Origin of the sequence: Herbiconiux sp. SALV-R1 (genome assembly GCF_013113715.1) — a bacterium.
Classification (GTDB): domain Bacteria; phylum Actinomycetota; class Actinomycetes; order Actinomycetales; family Microbacteriaceae; genus Herbiconiux.
This window is the reverse complement of sequence record NZ_CP053344.1, coordinates 2,459,001-2,476,922: the sequence shown is the minus strand read 5'-3', so window position 1 is coordinate 2,476,922 and position 17,922 is coordinate 2,459,001. Positions and strand designations below refer to the sequence as shown.

Genomic DNA, 17,922 nt, shown 5'->3' with positions numbered 1-17,922 from the left:
CGCGCCCGCCTTTCTCCCTCCCGCCTGCCGGCCGGCGAAACGACGGAGTTTGGGGCGGTTTGTGTCGAATGACGGATGCTCGGGGCGGCGTCTGGACGAGCATCCGTCGTTTCGTCAGTCGCGGGGAATGGCGGTGCGGCGGCGGGTGAGGAGGAGGGTGGCGCCGCCAAGGGTGGAGGCGAGGCCGGCGGCGACCGCCGTGAGGGAGAGCGGGGCGGCGGGGGAGCCGGTGGCCGCGAGTTCGGTGGAACCGGAGCCCGAGCCGCCGGAGCCACCCTTGCCCCCGCCGGGTGAGGGCGCGGGCGACGGCACCGGGCTCGGCGCAGGCGACGGGTCGGGGCCGGGAGTGGGTCCAGGCGTGGGCGCGGGCGACGGTGCCGGGCTCGGCGCAGGCGACGGGTCCGGGCCGGGAGTGGGTGAGGGGGTGGGTGTGGGGGTCGGGGCGGAGCCGGGGAGCGCCTCGAGGAAGGCGGCGGCGTCGAGGCGCCCGCTGCCGGTGGCCTCCGCGGCCGGTACGTGGGGGTTGCCGCTCGAGACGGGCGCGGCGGTCGTGGTCAGCGCGGCGCGCAGCTCGTCGAGGGTCGCCGTGGGCGAGTACTGGCGGCCGAGCGCCACCACGGCGGCGGCCGAAGGGGCAGCGGCCGAGGTCCCCCAGAACGAGTGCACCCCGGGGCGCCCCTCGACCGGACGATGCGAGCTGAAGAAGTTCGTGAGGATGCGATCGACCCCCGCCACATCGGGCTTCGCCGACACCACGGGCGCGGGCAGCGGCACGGGCACGGGTGACCCGGCGGGGTCGTAGTCGAAGTACTGGGTGCTCGGCCCGAGTGAGCTGAAATCCTCGGGCGCGCTCGGGGCGTCGGAGGGCAGCGCCGCCACCGAGATCGCTGCGGGAAGGCCGCCGTGGCCGCCGATCGTGGTGCCGACCCGGTCGTCGCCGACGACGCCGAAGTACTCCGCCGCGAGCATCCCCTGCCGGAACGACCACACCCACTTCAGCGCGGGTTCGATCACGGCGTCGTCACCCGCGGTGGTGTCGCGCACGATGGAGAACTCGTACTCCCCGGTGTCGACCGGCATGAACCCCGACGTCATGACGGGTCTACCCGCGCTCAGCTCGTCGAACAGCGAGACGTCGCCGTCGGGGTCGCGGAGGGCGAGGAGGAAGCGGCCCTTCGCGTATCCGGTCGGCTCGGCCCACTGCAGCGCGACGAAGCTCGACGCCGTCGCCTTCTCGAGGGTGAGGGTGTCGGTGGGGTCGGCGGCGGCGCCGCCCTGGGCGAAGTCCATGCAGTCGAACCGGCCGTCGCCGAGCTTCGCGAGCACCGCATCCGTGCACTCGGTGGGGCGGTAGCGGGTGGTCTCCCAACCGTTCACGGGGTAGCCGGCGCTCGGGTACCCCTTCGCCCCGACGAGGTTGTAGTTGCCGGCGCTGGTGAGGTAGGTGACGCCGCGCGCCGCGACCTGCTCGATGGCGACACCCACCGCCCCCTGCTGGAAGAACGGCTCGTCGAACAGGTAGACGTCGTCGACGATGACCGTGGCGCCCGCGTCGGCGAGGGCGAGCACGGCGTCGTGAAGGGTGAGGTCGTCGACGCCGGTGCTGGCGAAGGCGAGTCGCGCGCCCGGCGCGATGCTGTGCACCACCTGGGCCATGCCGCGGCCCTCGTCGACCGTGGCGCCCGGCATGTCGTCGTTCAGCACGAGCACGGGGTGCAGGTGTCCGCAGGGGTTGCCCGGGCCGGGGAGGAGCCCGGCGGTGACGTCCTCGGCGGGGGAGGAGAGCGCGGTGGTGCTCGTGGCGAACGAGTCGGAGATGATGCCGACGGTCACGCCGCTGCCGTCCACGCCGTGCAGCGCCGCCGCGAGGTCGGCGCGCAGGGGTGCGGGCGCGACCGCCTCCACCGCGCGGCAGGAGGGGGCGACGGATGCGGCGGTCGCGTCCGATGCGGTGGTCGCCTCGGATGCGCTGGTCGCCTCATGAATCGCGCCCGCGTCTGCGGGTGCGGACGTGTGGGTCGCTGCGCGGGTCGCGCCGGCGCTTGCGCGTGCGGATGCGCTGGTCGCGTCGGCGGGCGCAGCCGCGTCCCCGGCGCTCGCCGGGTCGGTGCCCGTGCCGGGCCGCAGCGCCTCGGTCACCGAGGCCACCCGCGGCAGCGCGGCGATGGCGTCGAGCTCGGAGGGCAGCGCGTAGGCGCTCGCGCGGGCGAGCTCGGAGGAGGAGGCCACCACCTCGGCGAGCCTCCCCAGCGCAGCGAAGTCTTCATCGCCCGGGCGCTCGGCGTACCGCACCGAGACGGCGATCCGCTCCCCGTCGAACTGCGGGCTGCCCGCCCCGCTCCGGGGGAGACCGAGCGTGTCGGCAGTCGCGACCGGCGCATCCTGGTCGCCGAGCGTGGTGACGGTCTCGAGCCGAGCCGAGAGTCCCGTGACCTCCAGGGTCGGCGCGGGCGAGTCGCCCCGGTCGCCGACGGCGAGTGCGGGCTCGGCCGCGAACACCGACCCACCGACGACTGCCGCCACGACGGCCACGGCGAGCACCGCACCCGCAAAGACGCCCCGCCGCCCCGGCCGCCGACCGCGCCCACCGCTCCAATCGCTCCGCGGGTCGCCCCCGCGCCGACCGCCGCGCTCGGCCCGGCCCTGCTCGTCGCTGCCCGTCATGGCGCCCCCTCACTGCTCGGGCGCCCACCAATCGCCCGCCCCACCGCTGTCGACCGCCTGTCGGCCCCGTCGGGCACGACCGCGTGAGCGACAGCGCAGACTCCGGGCCTGGCGCGCCGCAGCGCACCGAGCGGTCTTGATACGCTCACCGTAGCGGCTTGCCGACCCGAGGCCGGCCAGGGGGTGGGTAGTTCTACCCAAGCGGTCGGGAGGCCAGGCGACAGTGACGGCGGAACACCTTCCCTCACCCGCCGACCCCGACGTCGACGCCGCGGGGATCGCCGCCGATCGCCGCGCCATGCTCACCACCGTCGGCGTCACCAGTGGTCTGTTCGCGGTGACCGTGAGCATCCAGTCGGTGCTCGTGCTCGGCGCGTTCTCGTCGACCCTGCGCGCCCAAGACGCCTCCCCGCTCGCCGACGTCACGGTGCGGGTGCTCATCAACCTGCTCTCCGTGGGGGTGGTCGTGCTGCTCACCTCGGTGCTGCGGGTCGAGCAGCATCACGGTGCCTCCCTCGTCCTCCGGGGCCTCACCGCCGTCGTGGGCGGCGCGAGCGTGCGGGGCGCTCTGCAGCTCGCGACGGGCGTCTACCCGCTCGATCGCCTCACCGCCGTGCTCACTGACGCCCTCATCGCCTCGGTGCTCTTCGCCGTCACCCTCGCCGCCGGGCTCGTCATCGTGCGGCTCCTCCGCCGCCTCCGCCACGAGGAACGTCAGCGCTTCGCCCAGGAACTCACGGCCCGCGGAGCCCTCGAGTCCCTCCAGCGCGAGGAGCTGCGGGTGCGTCGCGAGGTCGCCGAGAACATCCACGGATCGGTGCAGAACCGCTTCGTCCTCCTCTCGGCCGAGCTCGCCGACGTCGCCGACGGCCTGCCTCGTGGGGCCGACGACGCAAGTGGTGCGCGCATCCGGGTGGTGGCCGACGAACTCGACCGGCTCCGCGAGAGCGAGCTGCGCGCCCTCAGCGAGATGCTCTACCCCATCGACCTCGACCGGGGCCTGCCGACCGCGGTGCGCTCGCTGTTCGCGCGCATCCCGCCGAGCATCCGTACCGAACTCGTCATCGACGAGCGAGCGGATGCTGCTGCCGCCCGCCTCCCCGAATCAGCAGCCGTGCTCGTCGTGCGCGTCGTCGAGGACGGGGTGTCGAACGCCCTCCGCCACGGCAAGGCCTCCGCCCTCGCGCTCGACCTCACCGTCGCTCACGGCACCCTTCGCCTCGCCCTCCGCGACGACGGCGTCGGCCTCCCGCCCGACCCGCACCTGAGCGGTCTGGCGCGGCTGCGCCGCCAACTCGAGTCCGCCGGCGGCACCCTCACTCTCCGCCCGGCCCCCGACGCCCGCGGCACCCTCCTCGAGGCCGAGCTCCCCGTCGCCGGCTGACGCGGCTCGCCACCGCCGCAGCCACGGCCGCGGGCGCGGACGGTGCGGGGGCGCCCGCCGCGCTCAGGCGGTTTCGGTGAGGAAGCGGCGGACGGCTTCGACGCGGGGATTGCGTTGGCCGTCGGCGCTGATCGCGAGGGCCTGGTAGATGGTGGAGACGTGGTTGTCGACGGAGCGGTCGGCGATGCCGAGGCGGTGGGCGATCGCCGTGTTGGTGAGGCCCTCGGCGACGAGTTCGAGCACCTCGAACTGGCGGGGGCTCAGGGCGTCGAGGCCGCTGCCGCGCCGGGGGGAGCGGCGCTCGCTGAGGGCGGGGTCGAGCACCGTGCGGCCCTGGGCGGTGGCTTCGAGGGCGGTGAGGAGTCCGCGGCTGGAGAGCGACGACGTCTTCGAGAGGTAGCTCCACCCGCGCAGCTCGGCGTCGGCGAGGTCGAGCAGGGCGTTCATGTTATCGGTGGCCGAGAGCAGCACGATGCCGATGCCGGGTTGCTCGGCGCGCAGCCAGCGGCCGAGGGTGATGCCGTCTCCGTCGGGGAGGCGGTAGTCGAGGAGGGCCACGTCGAGCTGCCGGCCGCTCAGCGCTTCCCTTGCGGAGGCGGCATCGGGCCACGCGCCGACGAGGTCGAACCTGCCGGCCGCCGACAGCAGCGCGGCGATCATCTGCCGGAACAGCGGCTGGTCTTCGACCACCGCCACACGGATCGCCCCCCGCGCCCCACCCTGGGCGCCGACACTCACGCTGCACGTCCTGGCGTCACGATCACCCAGCTTAGGCGGCGGCTTCGCGCCTGTCGGCCCCCACGCCGCCCAGGGTGTGGCCGGCAGGCGACCCGGCCGTCACTCGGTCACGCTGGTGACCGGCTGGCGGCCCGGGCTTCATGCAGGCAGGCTGCAGGGCGAGGCGGACGTGCGTCAGCGGTCGAAGAACCCGCCCAGGCCGCCGAGGTCGATGGAGGGAAGCTCGAAGGCGGAGCCCGCCTCGCTCAGCTGCTCGCCGAAGCCTGTCGCCTGCTCGCCGAGGGTACCTGCCTGGTTGCTCAGCTGCTCGCCGAAACCGGTCGCCTGCTCGCCGAGGGCTCCGGCCTGCTCGCCGAGTGCGCCGGCCTGCTCGCCGAGGCCCGAGACTGCCTCGCCGGCGCCGGCGGCGAGCTCGTCGAACCCGCCGGAGAAGGCCTCGAAGTCGACGCCGAGCCCTGCCGCCTGCTCGAGCAGCGGTGCGGCGACACTGCTCACGATCGCGCTGCCGGCCACCGCGGCGAGGAGACCGCCCGCTGCTCCGAGCCCGATGCCCGCGGCGGCGCCCGCGCCGGCGGCGGCGACGGCGCTGCCGCGGCCTGCGCTCGAGCTGCCGCGACCACCCGTGCCCGCGCCGGAGCCAGCACCCGCCGCCGCTCCAGCACCCGCCGCAGCGCCAGCACCCGCCTCAGCGCCAGCACCCGCCGCAGCGCCAGCGCCCGCCTCAGCGCCCGACGTGCCACCCAGACCCGGGACCTTGCCGAGCAGCCCACGGAGGAACCCGGGCCGCCGCGCCTCACCGCGCGTCGCGGCGCGGGCGAGGTCGTCGGCCGAGCCCGAACGGGGCTGCTCGTTGGCGGGGAGTTCGGCGCGCAGGCGCGCCTCCACCTGCTCCCGCTGGGCGGGAGTGAGCGCGGCGAAGGCCTCCCGGTGCACCTGCTCGAGCTGCGCGGGCTCGGCGGTCTGAAGAAGGTAGTCGTAGCGGGCGATTGCAGCCCGGTCGCGAGGATCGACGGTCGATGCAGCACCGGTCGGGCGCGCATCCGTCGCCGCCCCGCTTCCGCCGGCGCTCGCAACGGACGTCGGCGCAGCGGGCGGCGCCGCCGAAGTCGGTGCAGCAGAGATACTGCCATCACCCGTCAGCCGGTCGGCCGCGCTGCGCACGAGGTCGCGCCAGTCGGTCCCGCCCTGCGACCCGCGAGCCGAACTCCCGCCCGAGGACCCACCGGTACCGGGGCCGCCCTTGTCGAGGGCTTTCGATGCCAGGTTCAGGATGCGCTGCAGACTGCTCATGGGGGCCTTCCGTTCGGGTGACCTCCATCGTCACCCGGCGTTCTGAGCGACCGCCTCGCGTTCCCGAGAATTCCCCAAAGAGGCCGTGTCTCCCAGCCCGTTCATACGAACGCTCGGCTCAGCGAGCGGGCGACGCTCAACAGCGAGCGGGCGACGCTCAGTTGTGCGCCTGCAGCCACGCGAACGGATCGACCGGCGAGCCCCCCACGTGGATCTCGAGGTGCAGATGCGCCCCCGTCGACGTTCCCGTGTTGCCCACCGACCCGAGCTGCTGGCCGACGACGACCGCCTGGCCCTCGCTCACGGTGGGCGAGCCGGTGAGCATGTGGCCGTACCAGCTGCTCACCTCCTCGCCGTCGATGACGTGGTCGACCACGACGTACACGCCGAGTCCGCCGCCGTCGCTGCGCACGACCTTGCTCACGACGCCGGAGGCGATGGCGCCGATGGGCGTGCCCTGGCCGGGCGTGAAGTCGACGCCCTTGTGGTTGGTGCTGCCGATGCCGCCGGGGGAGGAGCGCGGCCCGAAGCCGTCGCTGATGGGCACGCCCACCGGGAACGGCCACTGGATCTCGCTGAGCGTGTTGTTCGTGTAGGTCGACGCGGTACGGATGCCGAAGGCCGCGGCCTTCGCCGCCGCCACCCGCGCCGCCTCGGCGGCCCGCGCGGCGGCGAGCTCTTCGGGGGTGGTGGCGCGGAACTCGTCGCGGGTGACCGAGAGCTCGGTGCCGGCTGCGGTCAGCAACTCCTGCGAGGCGGGCAGTTCGGTGGTGACGGGGGCCTCGGCGAAGCTGCTGGTGGTGGGCCCGCCGATGGCCGAGAGCGAGGTGGCCGCCGCGAGCAGCGCTGCGAACGAGAACGCGGCGACGCCCTTCCAGTTCGGCAGAGACCGCGGCGTGCGAGGCGACTCCCGCGGCCTCCGCGCGAGCGCCTTGCGCTCCGCCTCTTCACGTTCTCGCTGTTCGCGCAGGGCGCGTCGGGTGAGCGGGGCGTTCGAAGACATATCCCCACAAGCCTAGAGCGATTTCTTAGGCACGACCTGGGAAACTCCAAGGATCTGCGCGACCCCGCGCATCCGTGTCAGGATCGGCTATGCCCGCACGCCTGATGCTGCTCGACACCGCCTCCCTCTACTTCCGCGCCTTCTACGGCGTGCCCGACAGCATCCGCCGCTCCGACGGCACCCCGGTGAACGCGGTGCGGGGCCTCCTCGACATGATCGCGCGGCTCACCGTCGACTACGAGGCGACGCATCTCGTGGCCTGCTGGGACGACGACTGGCGCCCGCAGTGGCGCGTCGACCTCATTCCGAGCTACAAGGCGCACCGGGTCGCCGAAGAGGTGCAGGCCGCGCCCGACGTCGAGGTGGTGCCTGACCCGCTCGAGGCGCAGATCCCGCTCATCCGCGAGACGCTCGCGCTCGCGGGTATCGCCGTGGTGGGCGCGCCCGAGCACGAGGCCGACGATGTCATCGGCAGCTACGCGACCCAGGCCGAGCTGCCGGTAGACGTGGTCACGGGCGACCGCGATCTGTTCCAGCTGGTCGACGACTCGCGCGACGTGCGGGTGATCTATACCGCCAAGGGCATGAAGAACCTCGAAGTGCTCACCGACGCCGTCGTGGTCTCGAAGTACAAGGTGCTGCCCGAGCAGTACGCCGCGTTCGCCACCCTGCGCGGCGACACCAGTGACGGGCTGCCCGGGGTCGCCGGCATCGGCGAGAAGACCGCGGCCACCCTTCTCGGCCGGTTCGGCACGCTCGAGGCCCTGCGGGCGGCGGCGACGGATGCGGGCAGCGACCTGGCAGCGGGCGTGCGGCAGAAACTCGAAGCAGCCTCCGACTATCTCGACGTGGCGCCCCGCGTCGTGAACGTCGTGCGCGACCTCGAGCTCCCGTCGCTCGAGGAGGCGGGTGCGGAGCTGCGCCCGGTGACGGGTGACGACCGTGCCGAGCTGGAGCGCCTGGCCACCGACTGGAACCTCGGCGGCTCGGTCGGCCGCCTGCTCGCCGCACTCGATCGCACGGGCGGCTGACGCCTGCGAAGGTGACTCCTGCACAGCAGGGGAATACTCCACACCAAGTGGGAGAAACTGGCAACCCGTAGCCGGTCGGGGTGACCGGTCGTACGGTGGCCCGCATGTCCACGATGTACACGCCCCAGGACCCGACCACCCTCTACCCCCAGCCGCCCTTCCCCCCGCAGCAGCAGGAGGGCCCCGGCGACATCCACGAGATGACGCCCAAGCCCGACCACGGTGAGGAGAGCTATGTCGGCAACGGCAGGCTCCCCGGTCGCAAGGCCATCGTCACCGGCGCCGACTCCGGCATCGGCCGCGCCGTCGCCATCGCCTATGCCCGCGAGGGCGCCGACGTCGCGTTGTCGTACCTCCCCGAGGAGCAGGCGCAGGCCGAGGAGGTCGCCGCCCTCGTCGAGGCGGCGGGCCGCAAGGCGCTGCTGTTCCCGGGCGACCTGCAAGACGAGGCCACCAACAAGGCGCTCGTCGAGAAGACCGTCGAGGAGTTCGGCGGCCTCGACATCCTCGCCATCATCGCCGGCACCATGCCCACCGTCGACAGCATCGACGACTTCGAGACCGAGACCCTCGACCACGTGCTGAAGGCCAACATCTACCCCCTGTTCTGGCTCACCAAGGCAGCCTCGCCACACCTGCAGCCAGGTGCGTCGATCGTGACCTGCTCGAGCATCCAGGGCTTCGTGCCCTCGCCCCAGCTCGCCGAGTACGCGGTGTCGAAGGCCGGCATCGCCAACTGGACCCGTGCGATGGCCCAGCAGCTCGCTGAGCGCGGCATCCGCGTGAACGGAGTGGCGCCCGGCCCGATCTGGACGCCGTTGCAGCCCGCGTTCGTGCCGAACGAGAAGATCGAGTCGTTCGGTGAAGACACCCCGCTCGGCCGCCCCGGCCAGCCCGCCGAGCTCGCCCCGCCGTTCGTGCTGCTCGCCTCGCAGGAGGCCAGCTACATCAGCGGCGAGACCATCGCCGTCACCGGCGGCACCCCCACCCACTGAGCGACGCCCCGTGAGGGGAGACCATCGGATGCGCGCGGCCGGCCGGATGCGCTGCACCCGCTGGGCAGTCCACCATCACCGACAACGAAGACAGGAGCGATCATGACCGACCAGACGCCTCACCAGCCCGGCGACGACACCGACGACCTGCGCGGCGGAGACCGCCCCGACGCCGAGGAGCTGCCCGACGGCTCGTCGTCAGACGGCAGCGAGTCGAGCGAGGGCGAGGACACGGCCTCCGGCGGCGGCGCCGACCAGTAGCGGCACCGCCACTTTCGGCGCCGTCGAGCGGCGGCACCGCCACCGCGCGGCACTGCGCATCCGCCCCGCCACACGACACCCGACAGGAAGAGCAGGAATGGATCTCGGCATCACCGGAAGAACGGCGCTCGTGACGGGCGGTGATTCGGGCATCGGGTGGCACACCGCGAGGCTGCTGCTCGCCGAAGGGGCGACCGTCGTCCTCACCGACCGCGACCAGGCCGAGCTCGACGAGGCCGCCGCGAAGCTCGGTGCGCCCGAGGGACGTCTCCACGCCTTCGCCGCCGACATCACCGACACCGCCGAGCTCGCTGCCCTGCACGACCGGGTGCGGCAGGCGGTCGGTGAGATCGACATCCTCGTGCAGGCGGCGGGCGTGACGGGTGCACAGGGGCTGTTCCACGAGATCGACGACGAGGGCTGGGTGAGCACAGTCGAGACCGACCTGCTCGGCCCGGTGCGGGTCACCCGCGAGTTCCTCCCCGACCTGCGCAGCGGCGGGTGGGGGAGGCTCGTCTTCCTCGCCTCGGAAGACGCCGTGCAGCCCTACGACGACGAGCTGCCCTACTGCGCGGCGAAGGCGGGCGTGCTGGCCCTGGCAAAGGGGCTGTCGCGCTCGTACGCGTCGGAGGGTCTGCTCGTGAACGCGGTCTCGCCCGCGTTCATCCACACCCCCATGACCGACGCGATGATGCACAAGCGCAGCGAGCAACTCGGGGTGTCGACCGAGGAGGCCATCTCGTCGTTCCTCGACGAGGAGCGCCCGTACATGGAACTGAAGCGCCGTGGAGAGCCCGAGGAGGTCGCGAACGTCGTGGTCTTCCTCTGCTCCGACGCCGCATCGTTCGTCAACGGCTCCAACTACCGCGTCGATTCGGGTTCCGTTGCCACGATCTGACGCGCTCCGCGACGGAGCCCACCCCGGCTACGTAGAACTCAGCGACTACGCGATGATCGGCGACGGGCGCACGGTCGCGGCCATCGCCCCCGACTGCCGCATCGACTGGTTCCCGGTGCCCGGGCTCGACGCGGCACCGGCGTTCGCCGCCCTGGTCGACGCCGAGCACGGCGGGTTCTTCGAGCTCCGGCCGACCGGCCCGTTCCGCTCGACCCGCGAGTACGTGCCCGGCACGAACGTGCTGCGCACCACCTTCATCACCCCCACCGGCGAGGCGACCGTCACCGACGCCCTCGTCACCGGGGTGGCCGGGCGTCTGCCCTGGACGGAGCTCGCCCGCCGCATCGACGGCGTGCGCGGAACCGTCGGGTTCACCTGGCAGGTCGCACCGGGCGGGCTGTTCGCCGAGGAGCCCGTGCGCCGCGTGGAGTCGCTGCACGGCCCACTGCTGCGCATCGGCACCAATGACCTCGTGCTGGTCGGCTTCGGGCACGGCCGAACCGACCACGACGAGTCGACGACACCGGCCGGCCGGGGCGACGACGACGCTTCGTCGTCTGCAGACCGCACCGCCGCATCCGTCGCCTCGCCCAAAGCCTCGGCGGGTGCCCCGAAAGTCTCGCCCGGCGGCCCCAGCGACACGCACCGCGACCGCCCGCCGGCCGGCCCGACCGACGGCCCCCCGCGCTTCGAGGGCGCCTTCAGCACCACGGCGGGCTCGCGGCACCTGCTCGCACTCTGCGGCACCGACGACGAGCCCATCCACCTGCCCGACCCCCACATCGTCGACCAGGGCGTCGACCGCAGCATCGACAACTGGACCCACTGGTCTGACGTGTTCAGCTACGACGGCCCGTGGTCCGACGCCGTGCATCGCAGCGCGCTCGCGCTGAAGCTGCTCATCTTCTCGCCCACCGGCGCCATCGCCGCCGCGGCCACCACCGGGCTCCCCGAGAACGACCGCGGCACCAAGAACTACGACTACCGATTCGCGTGGGTGCGCGATCTCGCGTACACGGTCGGCGCGCTCACCCGCTTCGGGCTGCGCGAAGAGACGCACGCCGCCGTCTCGTGGGTGCTCTCCACCTTCAAACGGCATCGCAACTCGCTCGGCATCTTCTACACGCTGAACGGCGACCAGCCCGACGGGCTCCGGCGCGTCGACGCCGAGGGCTGGCAGGGCATCGGTCCTGTCGACATCGGCAACCAGGCCGCCTCACAGCTGCAGCTCGGCGTCTACGCCGACGTCATCGGCATCATGCGGCAGTACGTCGAGGCGGGCAACATCCTCGACGGCAACACGGCGACCCTGCTCGAGGAGTTCGCCGACAGCGCCTGCCGCCGCTGGCCCGAGAAGGACTCGGGCATGTGGGAGCTGCCGCGCAAGCGCCACTACGTCTCGAGCAAGATGGGCTGCTGGCGTGCCCTCGACGACGCCTGCCGGCTGGCCGAGCTCGGCGAGATCCACCCCACCGCCGAGTCGCTGGCCCGCTGGGAGAAGAACCGCGAGCTCCTCGCCCGGTGGATCGCCAAGCACGGCTGGTCGAAGAAGCGCGGCGCCTACGTCATGTATCCGAAGGCCGACGTGCTCGACGCGTCGGTGCTGCTGCACTCGACGGCGGGGTTCGGCCCGGCCGAGCGGATGCGCGCGACGGTCGACCGCATCCGTTCCGAGCTCTCGGTGGGCCCGCACCTCTACCGCTACAGCGGGGTGCACGAGGAGGAAGCGGCGTTCGTCGCCTGCGGGTTCTGGTTCGTGCAGGCGCTCGCCGGTTTCGGCGAGCTCGCGGAGGCGACCGAGCGCATGGATGCGCTGGTGGCGTCGGCGAACGACGTGGGACTGTACTCGGAGATGATCGAGCCGGAGACAGGGAGGTTCTTCGGCAATCTCCCGCAGGGCCTCAGTCACCTGGCGCTGGTCGACGCGGCCGAGTCGATCCGTTGCGCGCGGGAGCGGGCGGAGCGGTAGGCCGTCCGCGGCGCAGGCTGCCCAGCGCCAGCGGCTCAGGCTGCCCAGCGCCTGCGGCTCAGGCCGCCGTGCGCGTGGGCTCCTGCTCGTCGGCAGGCCGCGGGAGGCGCCCGCCGACCGCGGGCGCGAGGAAGATCGCCACCGCCACGAGCACGAGCGGCACGATCATCGCCGCACGCAGCCCGAACTCCTCGCCGAGGAAGCCGAGCACGGGCGGTCCCACCAGGAACGCCACGTACCCCACCGTGGCCACGAGAGCCACCCGCCGGTTCGCCTCGGGGCCGGAGTCGCCCGCCGCCGAGAGGGCGAGCGGGAAGCCGAGCGCTGCACCGAGCCCCCAGAGGATGACGGCGAGCCCGGCGACGATCTGGTTGTCGACGAAGATGACGAGCACGAGGCCGATCACCCCGGCGACGGCGCTGGCGCGCAGCACGTGGGCGCGCCCGAAGCGCTCGATGAACCAGCCGCCCACGAAGCGGCCGACCGTCATCGCCAGGGCGAACACGGCGAACACGGCCGACCCGTAGGCGGGGTCGAAGTCGTGGCCGTCGACCATGAGCAGCGGCAGCCAGTCGTTGGCGCTGCCCTCGGCCAGCGCCATGGCGAGCACGATCGCGCCGATGAGGAGCAGGCGCCGGTCGCGCCAGACAGGAGCGCGGCGAACCGGCGCGGCATCGGCGTCGGCAACGGCCTCGGCCGTGGTCGAGCGCGCGGCGCGGTCGACCTTGCCCACGCCGTACTCGAGCTGCCGGATCGCGATGACGAAGATGACGAGCCCGAGCACCCCCACGATCATGAGGTGCAGCACCACCGAGAAGTCGGTGGCGGTGAACACGATGCCCGCGACAGCACCCACGACGGTGCCGAGGCTGAAGCAGCCGTGCAGGGCGGGCAGCACCGGCCGCCCGATTCGTCGTTCGAGCTCGGCCCCCTCGACGTTCATGGCGACCTCTCCGCCACCCATCGCCAGCCCGAACAGGAACAGCCCGAAGGCGGCGAGCAGGTTCGACCCCACGGCGGCGCCGAGGCCGACCGTGGGCATGCTGATGACGATGCCGACGAGGCCCACGGTGATGACGGGGCGGGCGCCGAAGCGTGCGACGAGCGCACCCGACGACAGGATGCCCACCATCGAGCCGATCGACAGCCCGAACAGCACCAGCCCCATCTCGGCCGTCGAGGCGCCGAGCAGGTCGCGGATGGCCGGGGTGCGCGTCACCCATGACGCCAACGAGACGCCCGGCACGAAGAACAGGGCGAACAGGGCGAGACGGCGTCGCGCGAGTGCGGCATCCACGGTGGCAGACCTCCAGATCAGTCTCTACAAACCTAGGGTGCCCAGCGGCGCCTGCCCGCCGCATTACCATGACTCGATCGTCGTGACGAGGAGTAGAAATCACTTTTGTCTAGTTGCTAGTCTGTCTAGACATTAGATGTACTAGTAACACTCATCCGATTGGAGCAGCTCATGGCCGACAGCATCCCCACCATCACCACTCTCGTTCACCCCGACGTGCTCGAGTACGTGAAGAACCGCTTCGGCTACACCGAGCACGACCTCATCCTCGACAGCCTCGACGACGCTGCGTGAGGCGCTTCGCCTGCGAGGTCTGCAGCACCGAGGTCTTCTTCGACTCCACGGAGTGTCTGCACTGCGGCGCCGAACTCGGCTATCACTACGGTGACGACGAGATCATCGCGCTGGAGTCACCCACTGCCGATGTCACAGCCGGCGCAGGCCGGCCCCGATACCGCTGCTCCCAGGCCGCGCTGGCGCACTGCTCCTGGGTGGTCGACACCGCGGGTGCGGCGTGTGCGAGCTGTTCGCTCACCCGCACCCGCCCTGCCGACGCCGACCTCGAGGGCTTGACGCTGTTCCCCGTCGCCGAGGCCGCGAAGCGGCATCTGCTGCGCGACCTCCGTCGGGTCGGCTTCGCGGTGGACGACGTCGATGACTCCGAGCACGGTCTCGCCTTCGACCTGCTCTCCAGCGTCGACGACGACGTCACCATCGGTCACGCCGACGGCGTGATCACCATGGACCTCGCGGAGGGCGACGACAGCCACCGCGAGAAGGTCAGGCAACGGCTCGCCGAGCCGTACCGCACCATGCTGGGTCATTTCCGCCACGAGGTGGGCCACTACATCGAGTGGCGGCTCCTGGAGCGAACCGGTCGGATGCTCGCGGTGCGTGAGCTGTTCGGCGACGAGCGCGCCGACTACCAAGCGGCCATCGACAGGCACTACCGGGACGGTTCGCCCGAGAACTGGCAGCAGTCCTTCATCAGCGAGTACGCGACCATGCATCCCTATGAGGACTTCGCGGAGTCGTGGGCCCACTACCTGCACATCGAAGACACCCTCGAGACCGCGAGGGCCTTCGACCTCGTCGCCGACCCTGCCGAAGCCTCGCCGTCGCAGGATTTCGGCGACGTCGTACGAACCGACTGGTTGCCGTTCGCCACCGCCATGAACGTGGTGAACCGCTCACTCGGGGCGCGCGACCTCTACCCGTTCACGGTGGCCGACCCGGTCGTCGAGAAGCTGCGGTTCGCCGCATCCGTCGTGCGCTCGGCCGAGACACCGACGCACTCTCCCGCACCCGAGGAGCCCCGTGGTTGAATCCACCTCGGCACCGGCCGCCACCGCGCCGGTGCTCGTCTACCTGCACGCCCTGGGGTCGAGCCATCGCGCCGCCGACGAGCTGGCGGCGCAGCTCGGCGACCGCTTCGAGATGCTCGCGATCGACCTCCCCGGGTTCGGCTCGTCGGCTCCCCTCGGGGCGGCCACGGTCGACGAGATGGTGGGCTTCGTCGTCGACCGCATCGCCCAGCGGGCACCGCACCGCTGGCTGCTCGTCGGGCACTCGATGGGCGGGAAGATCGCCACGATCGTCGCCTCCCGCGTGCTCGACGGCTCCGCGCCCCTGTTCGGGCTCGCCGGAGTCGTGCTGCTGGCCGCGTCTCCGCCGACGCCCGAGCCGATGGACGAGGAACGCCGCGAGCAGATGCTCGCCTGGACGACGGGCGACGCCATCGCCCACGACGACGCCCGCACCTTCATCGACGCGAACGTGGGGTCTCCGCTGCCCGCGCGCAGTGACGCCCTCGCGATCGCCGACGTCACGAGCTCGTCTCCCGAGGCCTGGGCCGCGTGGCTCGAACGCGGCAGCCTCGAAGACTGGTCGGAGGTCGTCGGCACCCTCGACGCTCCCGCGCTGATCGTGAGCGGCGGCGACGACGGAGACCTCGGGCCGGAGGCCCAACGCGAACTCAATGGTGCCGTCTACCCGCACGCCCGCTTCGAGGTCGTCGACGGCGCCGGTCACCTGCTGCCGTGGGAGCGACCGGCGGAGGTCGCCGGGCTCATCGCGGAGTTCGCCGACACCCGCGCGTTCGCCGGCCCCGAGGTTCCCGCGCCGACGGCGGCCCTGATCGCCTCCGACCGCACCAGCAGGCGCACCCGCGGCATCCTCGCCCGTCGGGCCCTCGCCGACGACCCCGGCTACCGGCCGACGACGCTCATGCCGGGTGCCCTCCGCACCCTTCGGGCGGTCGCCGACCGCGTGGTGCCGCAGCAGCATCCTGCCATCGACCTCGCCGCGCGGCTCGACGCGCAGCTCGCCCGGGGCGACGGCGACGGCTGGCGCAACGCCGAGCTGCCCGCCGACCCCGAGGCCTACGCGCTGGCGCTCGAGGCATTGGCGGGCTTCGCCGAGCTCGACACCGAGCAGCAGGATGCGCGGCTGCGCGACCTGGCCGACTCCGCCCTCGATCCGGCAGGCGCCCGGCTCAGCCCGGCCCAGCTCGCGAGCTGGTTCGAAGACGCCAGGGCCGATCTCGCCCGGTTGTGGCTGGCGCATCCGGCCTCGCTGGCCAGGGTCGGCTTCGACGGCTTCGCCACCGGTGGTGACGGCCCGCGCAAGACCGGCTTCCGCATCCTCACCGCCGGCCGCCGCGAGCCCTGGGAACCCGCCGCCACGACGACCCGCGTCGACCTGCCCACCCCCGCCACGCACCCCAGCACGTCCGCGCCGACCGGCCCGGCCGCGCACCTCACCCCACCCGCGCCGACCACCTCATCCGCGCGCCCCACCCCGACCCGGAGCACCCCATGAACCTTACCGGCCAGCGGCTGCACGACACCGGACGTGTCGTCGACGCCGTCGTCATCGGCACGGGCGCGGGCGGTGCGCCCCTCCTCGCCGCCCTCGCCGCCCGCGGCCTCACCGTGGTCGCGCTGGAGGCGGGCCCGAACTTCGAGCCCGACGACCACACGCCCGACGAGACCGAGGCCGTCGAGATCAACTGGATGGCCGAGCGCCTGAGCGGCGGCGACGACCCCACCGCCTTCGGCCAGAACAACAGCGGGCGCGGCGTGGGCGGCTCGACCCTCCACTGGGGCGCTTTCGCCCCGCGGCCGAGCCGCACCGACATCCGGTTGCGGAGCGACTGCGGCGTGGGGGAGGACTGGCCCGTCGACCACGACGAGCTCACCACCTACCTCGAGCGCGTCGAGCGCTTCATCGGCGTCTCCGGCCCCGCGCACTACCCGTGGGACCCGTCGCGGCGGTACGCCTACCCGGCCACCCGACGCAACGCCGCCTCCGACATGATGATGCGCGGCTGCGAGGCCGTGGGCATCACGGCGACGGATGCTCCTGCCGCCGTGATCACCCGAGACCGGCACCAGGAGCAGCACGGCGTGCGCCAGGCGTGCATCTCCTGCGGGGCGTGCCACCAGGGCTGCCGAACTGAGTCGAAGGCCAGCATGGACACGACCTACCTGCCGGCCGCGGTCGCCGCGGGCGCGGAGATCAGGGCGGGCGCCACCGCTCACGGCTTCGAGCGCGACGCGGCGGGGCGCATCACGGCCGTGGTGTACCGGCAGAACGGCCGCGACATGCGGCAGCGCTGCGCCGCCGTCTTCCTCTGCGCCGGTGGTGTGGAGAGCGCGCGGCTGCTGCTGCACACGGGGGTCGGCACCGCGAACGGGCAGGTGGGCCGCAACTTCATGGTGCACGGCGCCACCCAGGTGTGGGGCCGGTTCGACGAGGAGATGCGGAGCTACCGCGGCTACCCCTCGTCGATCATCAGCGAAGACCTGGTGCGGCCGGCGGGAGTCGACTTCGCGGGCGGCTACCTCGTGCAGAGCCTCGGCGTGATGCCGCTCACCTACGCGACGAGCCTCACCCGCGGCGGCGGCCTGTGGGGCCAGGAGCTCCTCGCGGCCCTCGACGACTATCCGTTCATGGCCGGCGTCGGCATCAACGCCGAGTGCCTGCCCGCCGAGGGCAACCTGCTCGAGCTCGCCGAGGAGGTCGACGAGCTCGGGATGCGCAAAGCCACGCTCAGCTTCACCGCCGGTGACAACGAGAAGGCCATCGACGAGCACGCCGTGGCCACCATGACGTCGATCGTCGAGGCGGCCGGCGCGCGGTCGACGACCGTGCTCGCGCGCACGGCGCACACGGTCGGCACCTGCCGCATGGGCACCGACCCCGAGCGCTCGGTGGTCGACCCCGAGGGCCGGTCGCACGAGGTGCCGAACCTGTTCGTCTGCGACAACTCCGTCTTCCCGAGCTCGCTCATCGCCAACCCGGCGATCACCATCATGGCGCTCGCGCTGCGCACCGCCGACCGGTTCCTCGCGCGCCGCTGAGATGACGGCCGACACGGCGGCAGGGACG

At 72.6% G+C, this 17,922-nt stretch carries 15 protein-coding genes; 10 read left to right on the top strand and 5 right to left on the bottom strand.

Annotated features, from left to right (window positions below; genetic code table 11):
* Positions 1 to 114: 114 nt before the first annotated feature.
* Positions 115 to 2,664: a S8 family serine peptidase gene (locus HL652_RS11830; protein ID WP_171705500.1), complete on the bottom strand. Its 2,550-nt coding sequence runs from the start codon at positions 2,662 to 2,664 to the stop codon at positions 115 to 117.
* Between the two features lie 223 nt (positions 2,665 to 2,887).
* Between HL652_RS11830 and HL652_RS11825 the strand changes: the two genes are divergently transcribed.
* Complete coding sequence (locus HL652_RS11825; RefSeq protein WP_171705499.1) at positions 2,888 to 4,048, top strand: sensor histidine kinase; 1,161 nt, start codon at positions 2,888 to 2,890, stop codon at positions 4,046 to 4,048.
* 63 nt (positions 4,049 to 4,111) lie between these two features.
* On the opposite strand, the gene HL652_RS11820 is transcribed toward HL652_RS11825, so the two are convergent.
* From HL652_RS11820 to HL652_RS11810, 3 genes are all read right to left on the bottom strand, one after another.
* A complete protein-coding gene (locus HL652_RS11820) occupies positions 4,112 to 4,786 on the bottom strand; it encodes a response regulator transcription factor (protein ID WP_253743210.1) in 675 nt (224 codons plus the stop codon).
* A gap of 174 nt (positions 4,787 to 4,960) precedes the next feature.
* On the bottom strand, positions 4,961 to 6,076 hold the full coding sequence (locus HL652_RS11815) for a hypothetical protein (RefSeq protein WP_171705498.1): 1,116 nt from the start codon (positions 6,074 to 6,076) through the stop codon (positions 4,961 to 4,963).
* A 157-nt stretch (positions 6,077 to 6,233) separates the two neighbouring features.
* Complete coding sequence (locus tag HL652_RS11810) at positions 6,234 to 7,079, bottom strand: M23 family metallopeptidase (protein ID WP_171705497.1); 846 nt, start codon at positions 7,077 to 7,079, stop codon at positions 6,234 to 6,236.
* An 89-nt stretch (positions 7,080 to 7,168) separates the two neighbouring features.
* Here HL652_RS11810 and HL652_RS11805 point away from each other — a divergent pair, with 89 nt between their 5' ends.
* The 5 genes from HL652_RS11805 (at position 7,169) to HL652_RS11785 (ending at position 12,233) form a co-directional block, all read left to right on the top strand.
* On the top strand, positions 7,169 to 8,110 hold the full coding sequence (locus HL652_RS11805; RefSeq protein WP_171705496.1) for a 5'-3' exonuclease: 942 nt from the start codon (positions 7,169 to 7,171) through the stop codon (positions 8,108 to 8,110).
* 104 nt (positions 8,111 to 8,214) lie between these two features.
* Positions 8,215 to 9,105: an SDR family oxidoreductase gene (locus HL652_RS11800; protein WP_305848735.1), complete on the top strand. Its 891-nt coding sequence runs from the start codon at positions 8,215 to 8,217 to the stop codon at positions 9,103 to 9,105.
* Positions 9,106 to 9,207: 102 nt separating this feature from the next.
* Positions 9,208 to 9,366 carry a hypothetical protein gene (locus HL652_RS11795; protein WP_171705495.1) on the top strand — a complete coding sequence of 53 codons (159 nt, stop codon included), beginning with the start codon at positions 9,208 to 9,210 and terminating at the stop codon, positions 9,364 to 9,366.
* Between the two features lie 97 nt (positions 9,367 to 9,463).
* Positions 9,464 to 10,264: an SDR family NAD(P)-dependent oxidoreductase gene (locus HL652_RS11790; protein ID WP_171705494.1), complete on the top strand. Its 801-nt coding sequence runs from the start codon at positions 9,464 to 9,466 to the stop codon at positions 10,262 to 10,264.
* Positions 10,251 to 12,233, top strand: a complete 1,983-nt coding sequence (locus HL652_RS11785; RefSeq protein ID WP_171705493.1) for a glycoside hydrolase family 15 protein — start codon at positions 10,251 to 10,253, stop codon at positions 12,231 to 12,233. Before HL652_RS11790 ends, HL652_RS11785 begins: the two co-directional genes overlap by 14 nt.
* Before the next feature lie 58 nt (positions 12,234 to 12,291).
* Here the strand turns inward: HL652_RS11785 and HL652_RS11780 are convergent, their stop codons facing one another.
* Positions 12,292 to 13,530 carry an MFS transporter gene (locus HL652_RS11780; protein ID WP_171705492.1) on the bottom strand — a complete coding sequence of 413 codons (1,239 nt, stop codon included), beginning with the start codon at positions 13,528 to 13,530 and terminating at the stop codon, positions 12,292 to 12,294.
* 171 nt (positions 13,531 to 13,701) lie between these two features.
* Between HL652_RS11780 and HL652_RS21920 the strand changes: the two genes are divergently transcribed.
* Genes HL652_RS21920 through HL652_RS11765 form a run of 4 tightly spaced genes read left to right on the top strand, consistent with a single transcriptional unit; the run spans position 13,702 to position 17,894 of the window.
* Positions 13,702 to 13,824, top strand: coding sequence for a hypothetical protein (locus HL652_RS21920; RefSeq protein ID WP_256371276.1), 123 nt, complete (start codon positions 13,702 to 13,704; stop codon positions 13,822 to 13,824).
* On the top strand, positions 13,821 to 14,855 hold the full coding sequence (locus HL652_RS11775; RefSeq protein ID WP_171705491.1) for a zinc-binding metallopeptidase family protein: 1,035 nt from the start codon (positions 13,821 to 13,823) through the stop codon (positions 14,853 to 14,855). The genes HL652_RS21920 and HL652_RS11775 overlap by 4 nt, the downstream gene beginning before the upstream one ends.
* Positions 14,848 to 16,350: an alpha/beta fold hydrolase gene (locus tag HL652_RS11770; protein WP_171705490.1), complete on the top strand. Its 1,503-nt coding sequence runs from the start codon at positions 14,848 to 14,850 to the stop codon at positions 16,348 to 16,350. Before HL652_RS11775 ends, HL652_RS11770 begins: the two co-directional genes overlap by 8 nt.
* Positions 16,347 to 17,894, top strand: a complete 1,548-nt coding sequence (locus HL652_RS11765; RefSeq protein WP_171705489.1) for a GMC oxidoreductase — start codon at positions 16,347 to 16,349, stop codon at positions 17,892 to 17,894. The genes HL652_RS11770 and HL652_RS11765 overlap by 4 nt, the downstream gene beginning before the upstream one ends.
* Positions 17,895 to 17,922 lie beyond the last annotated feature (28 nt).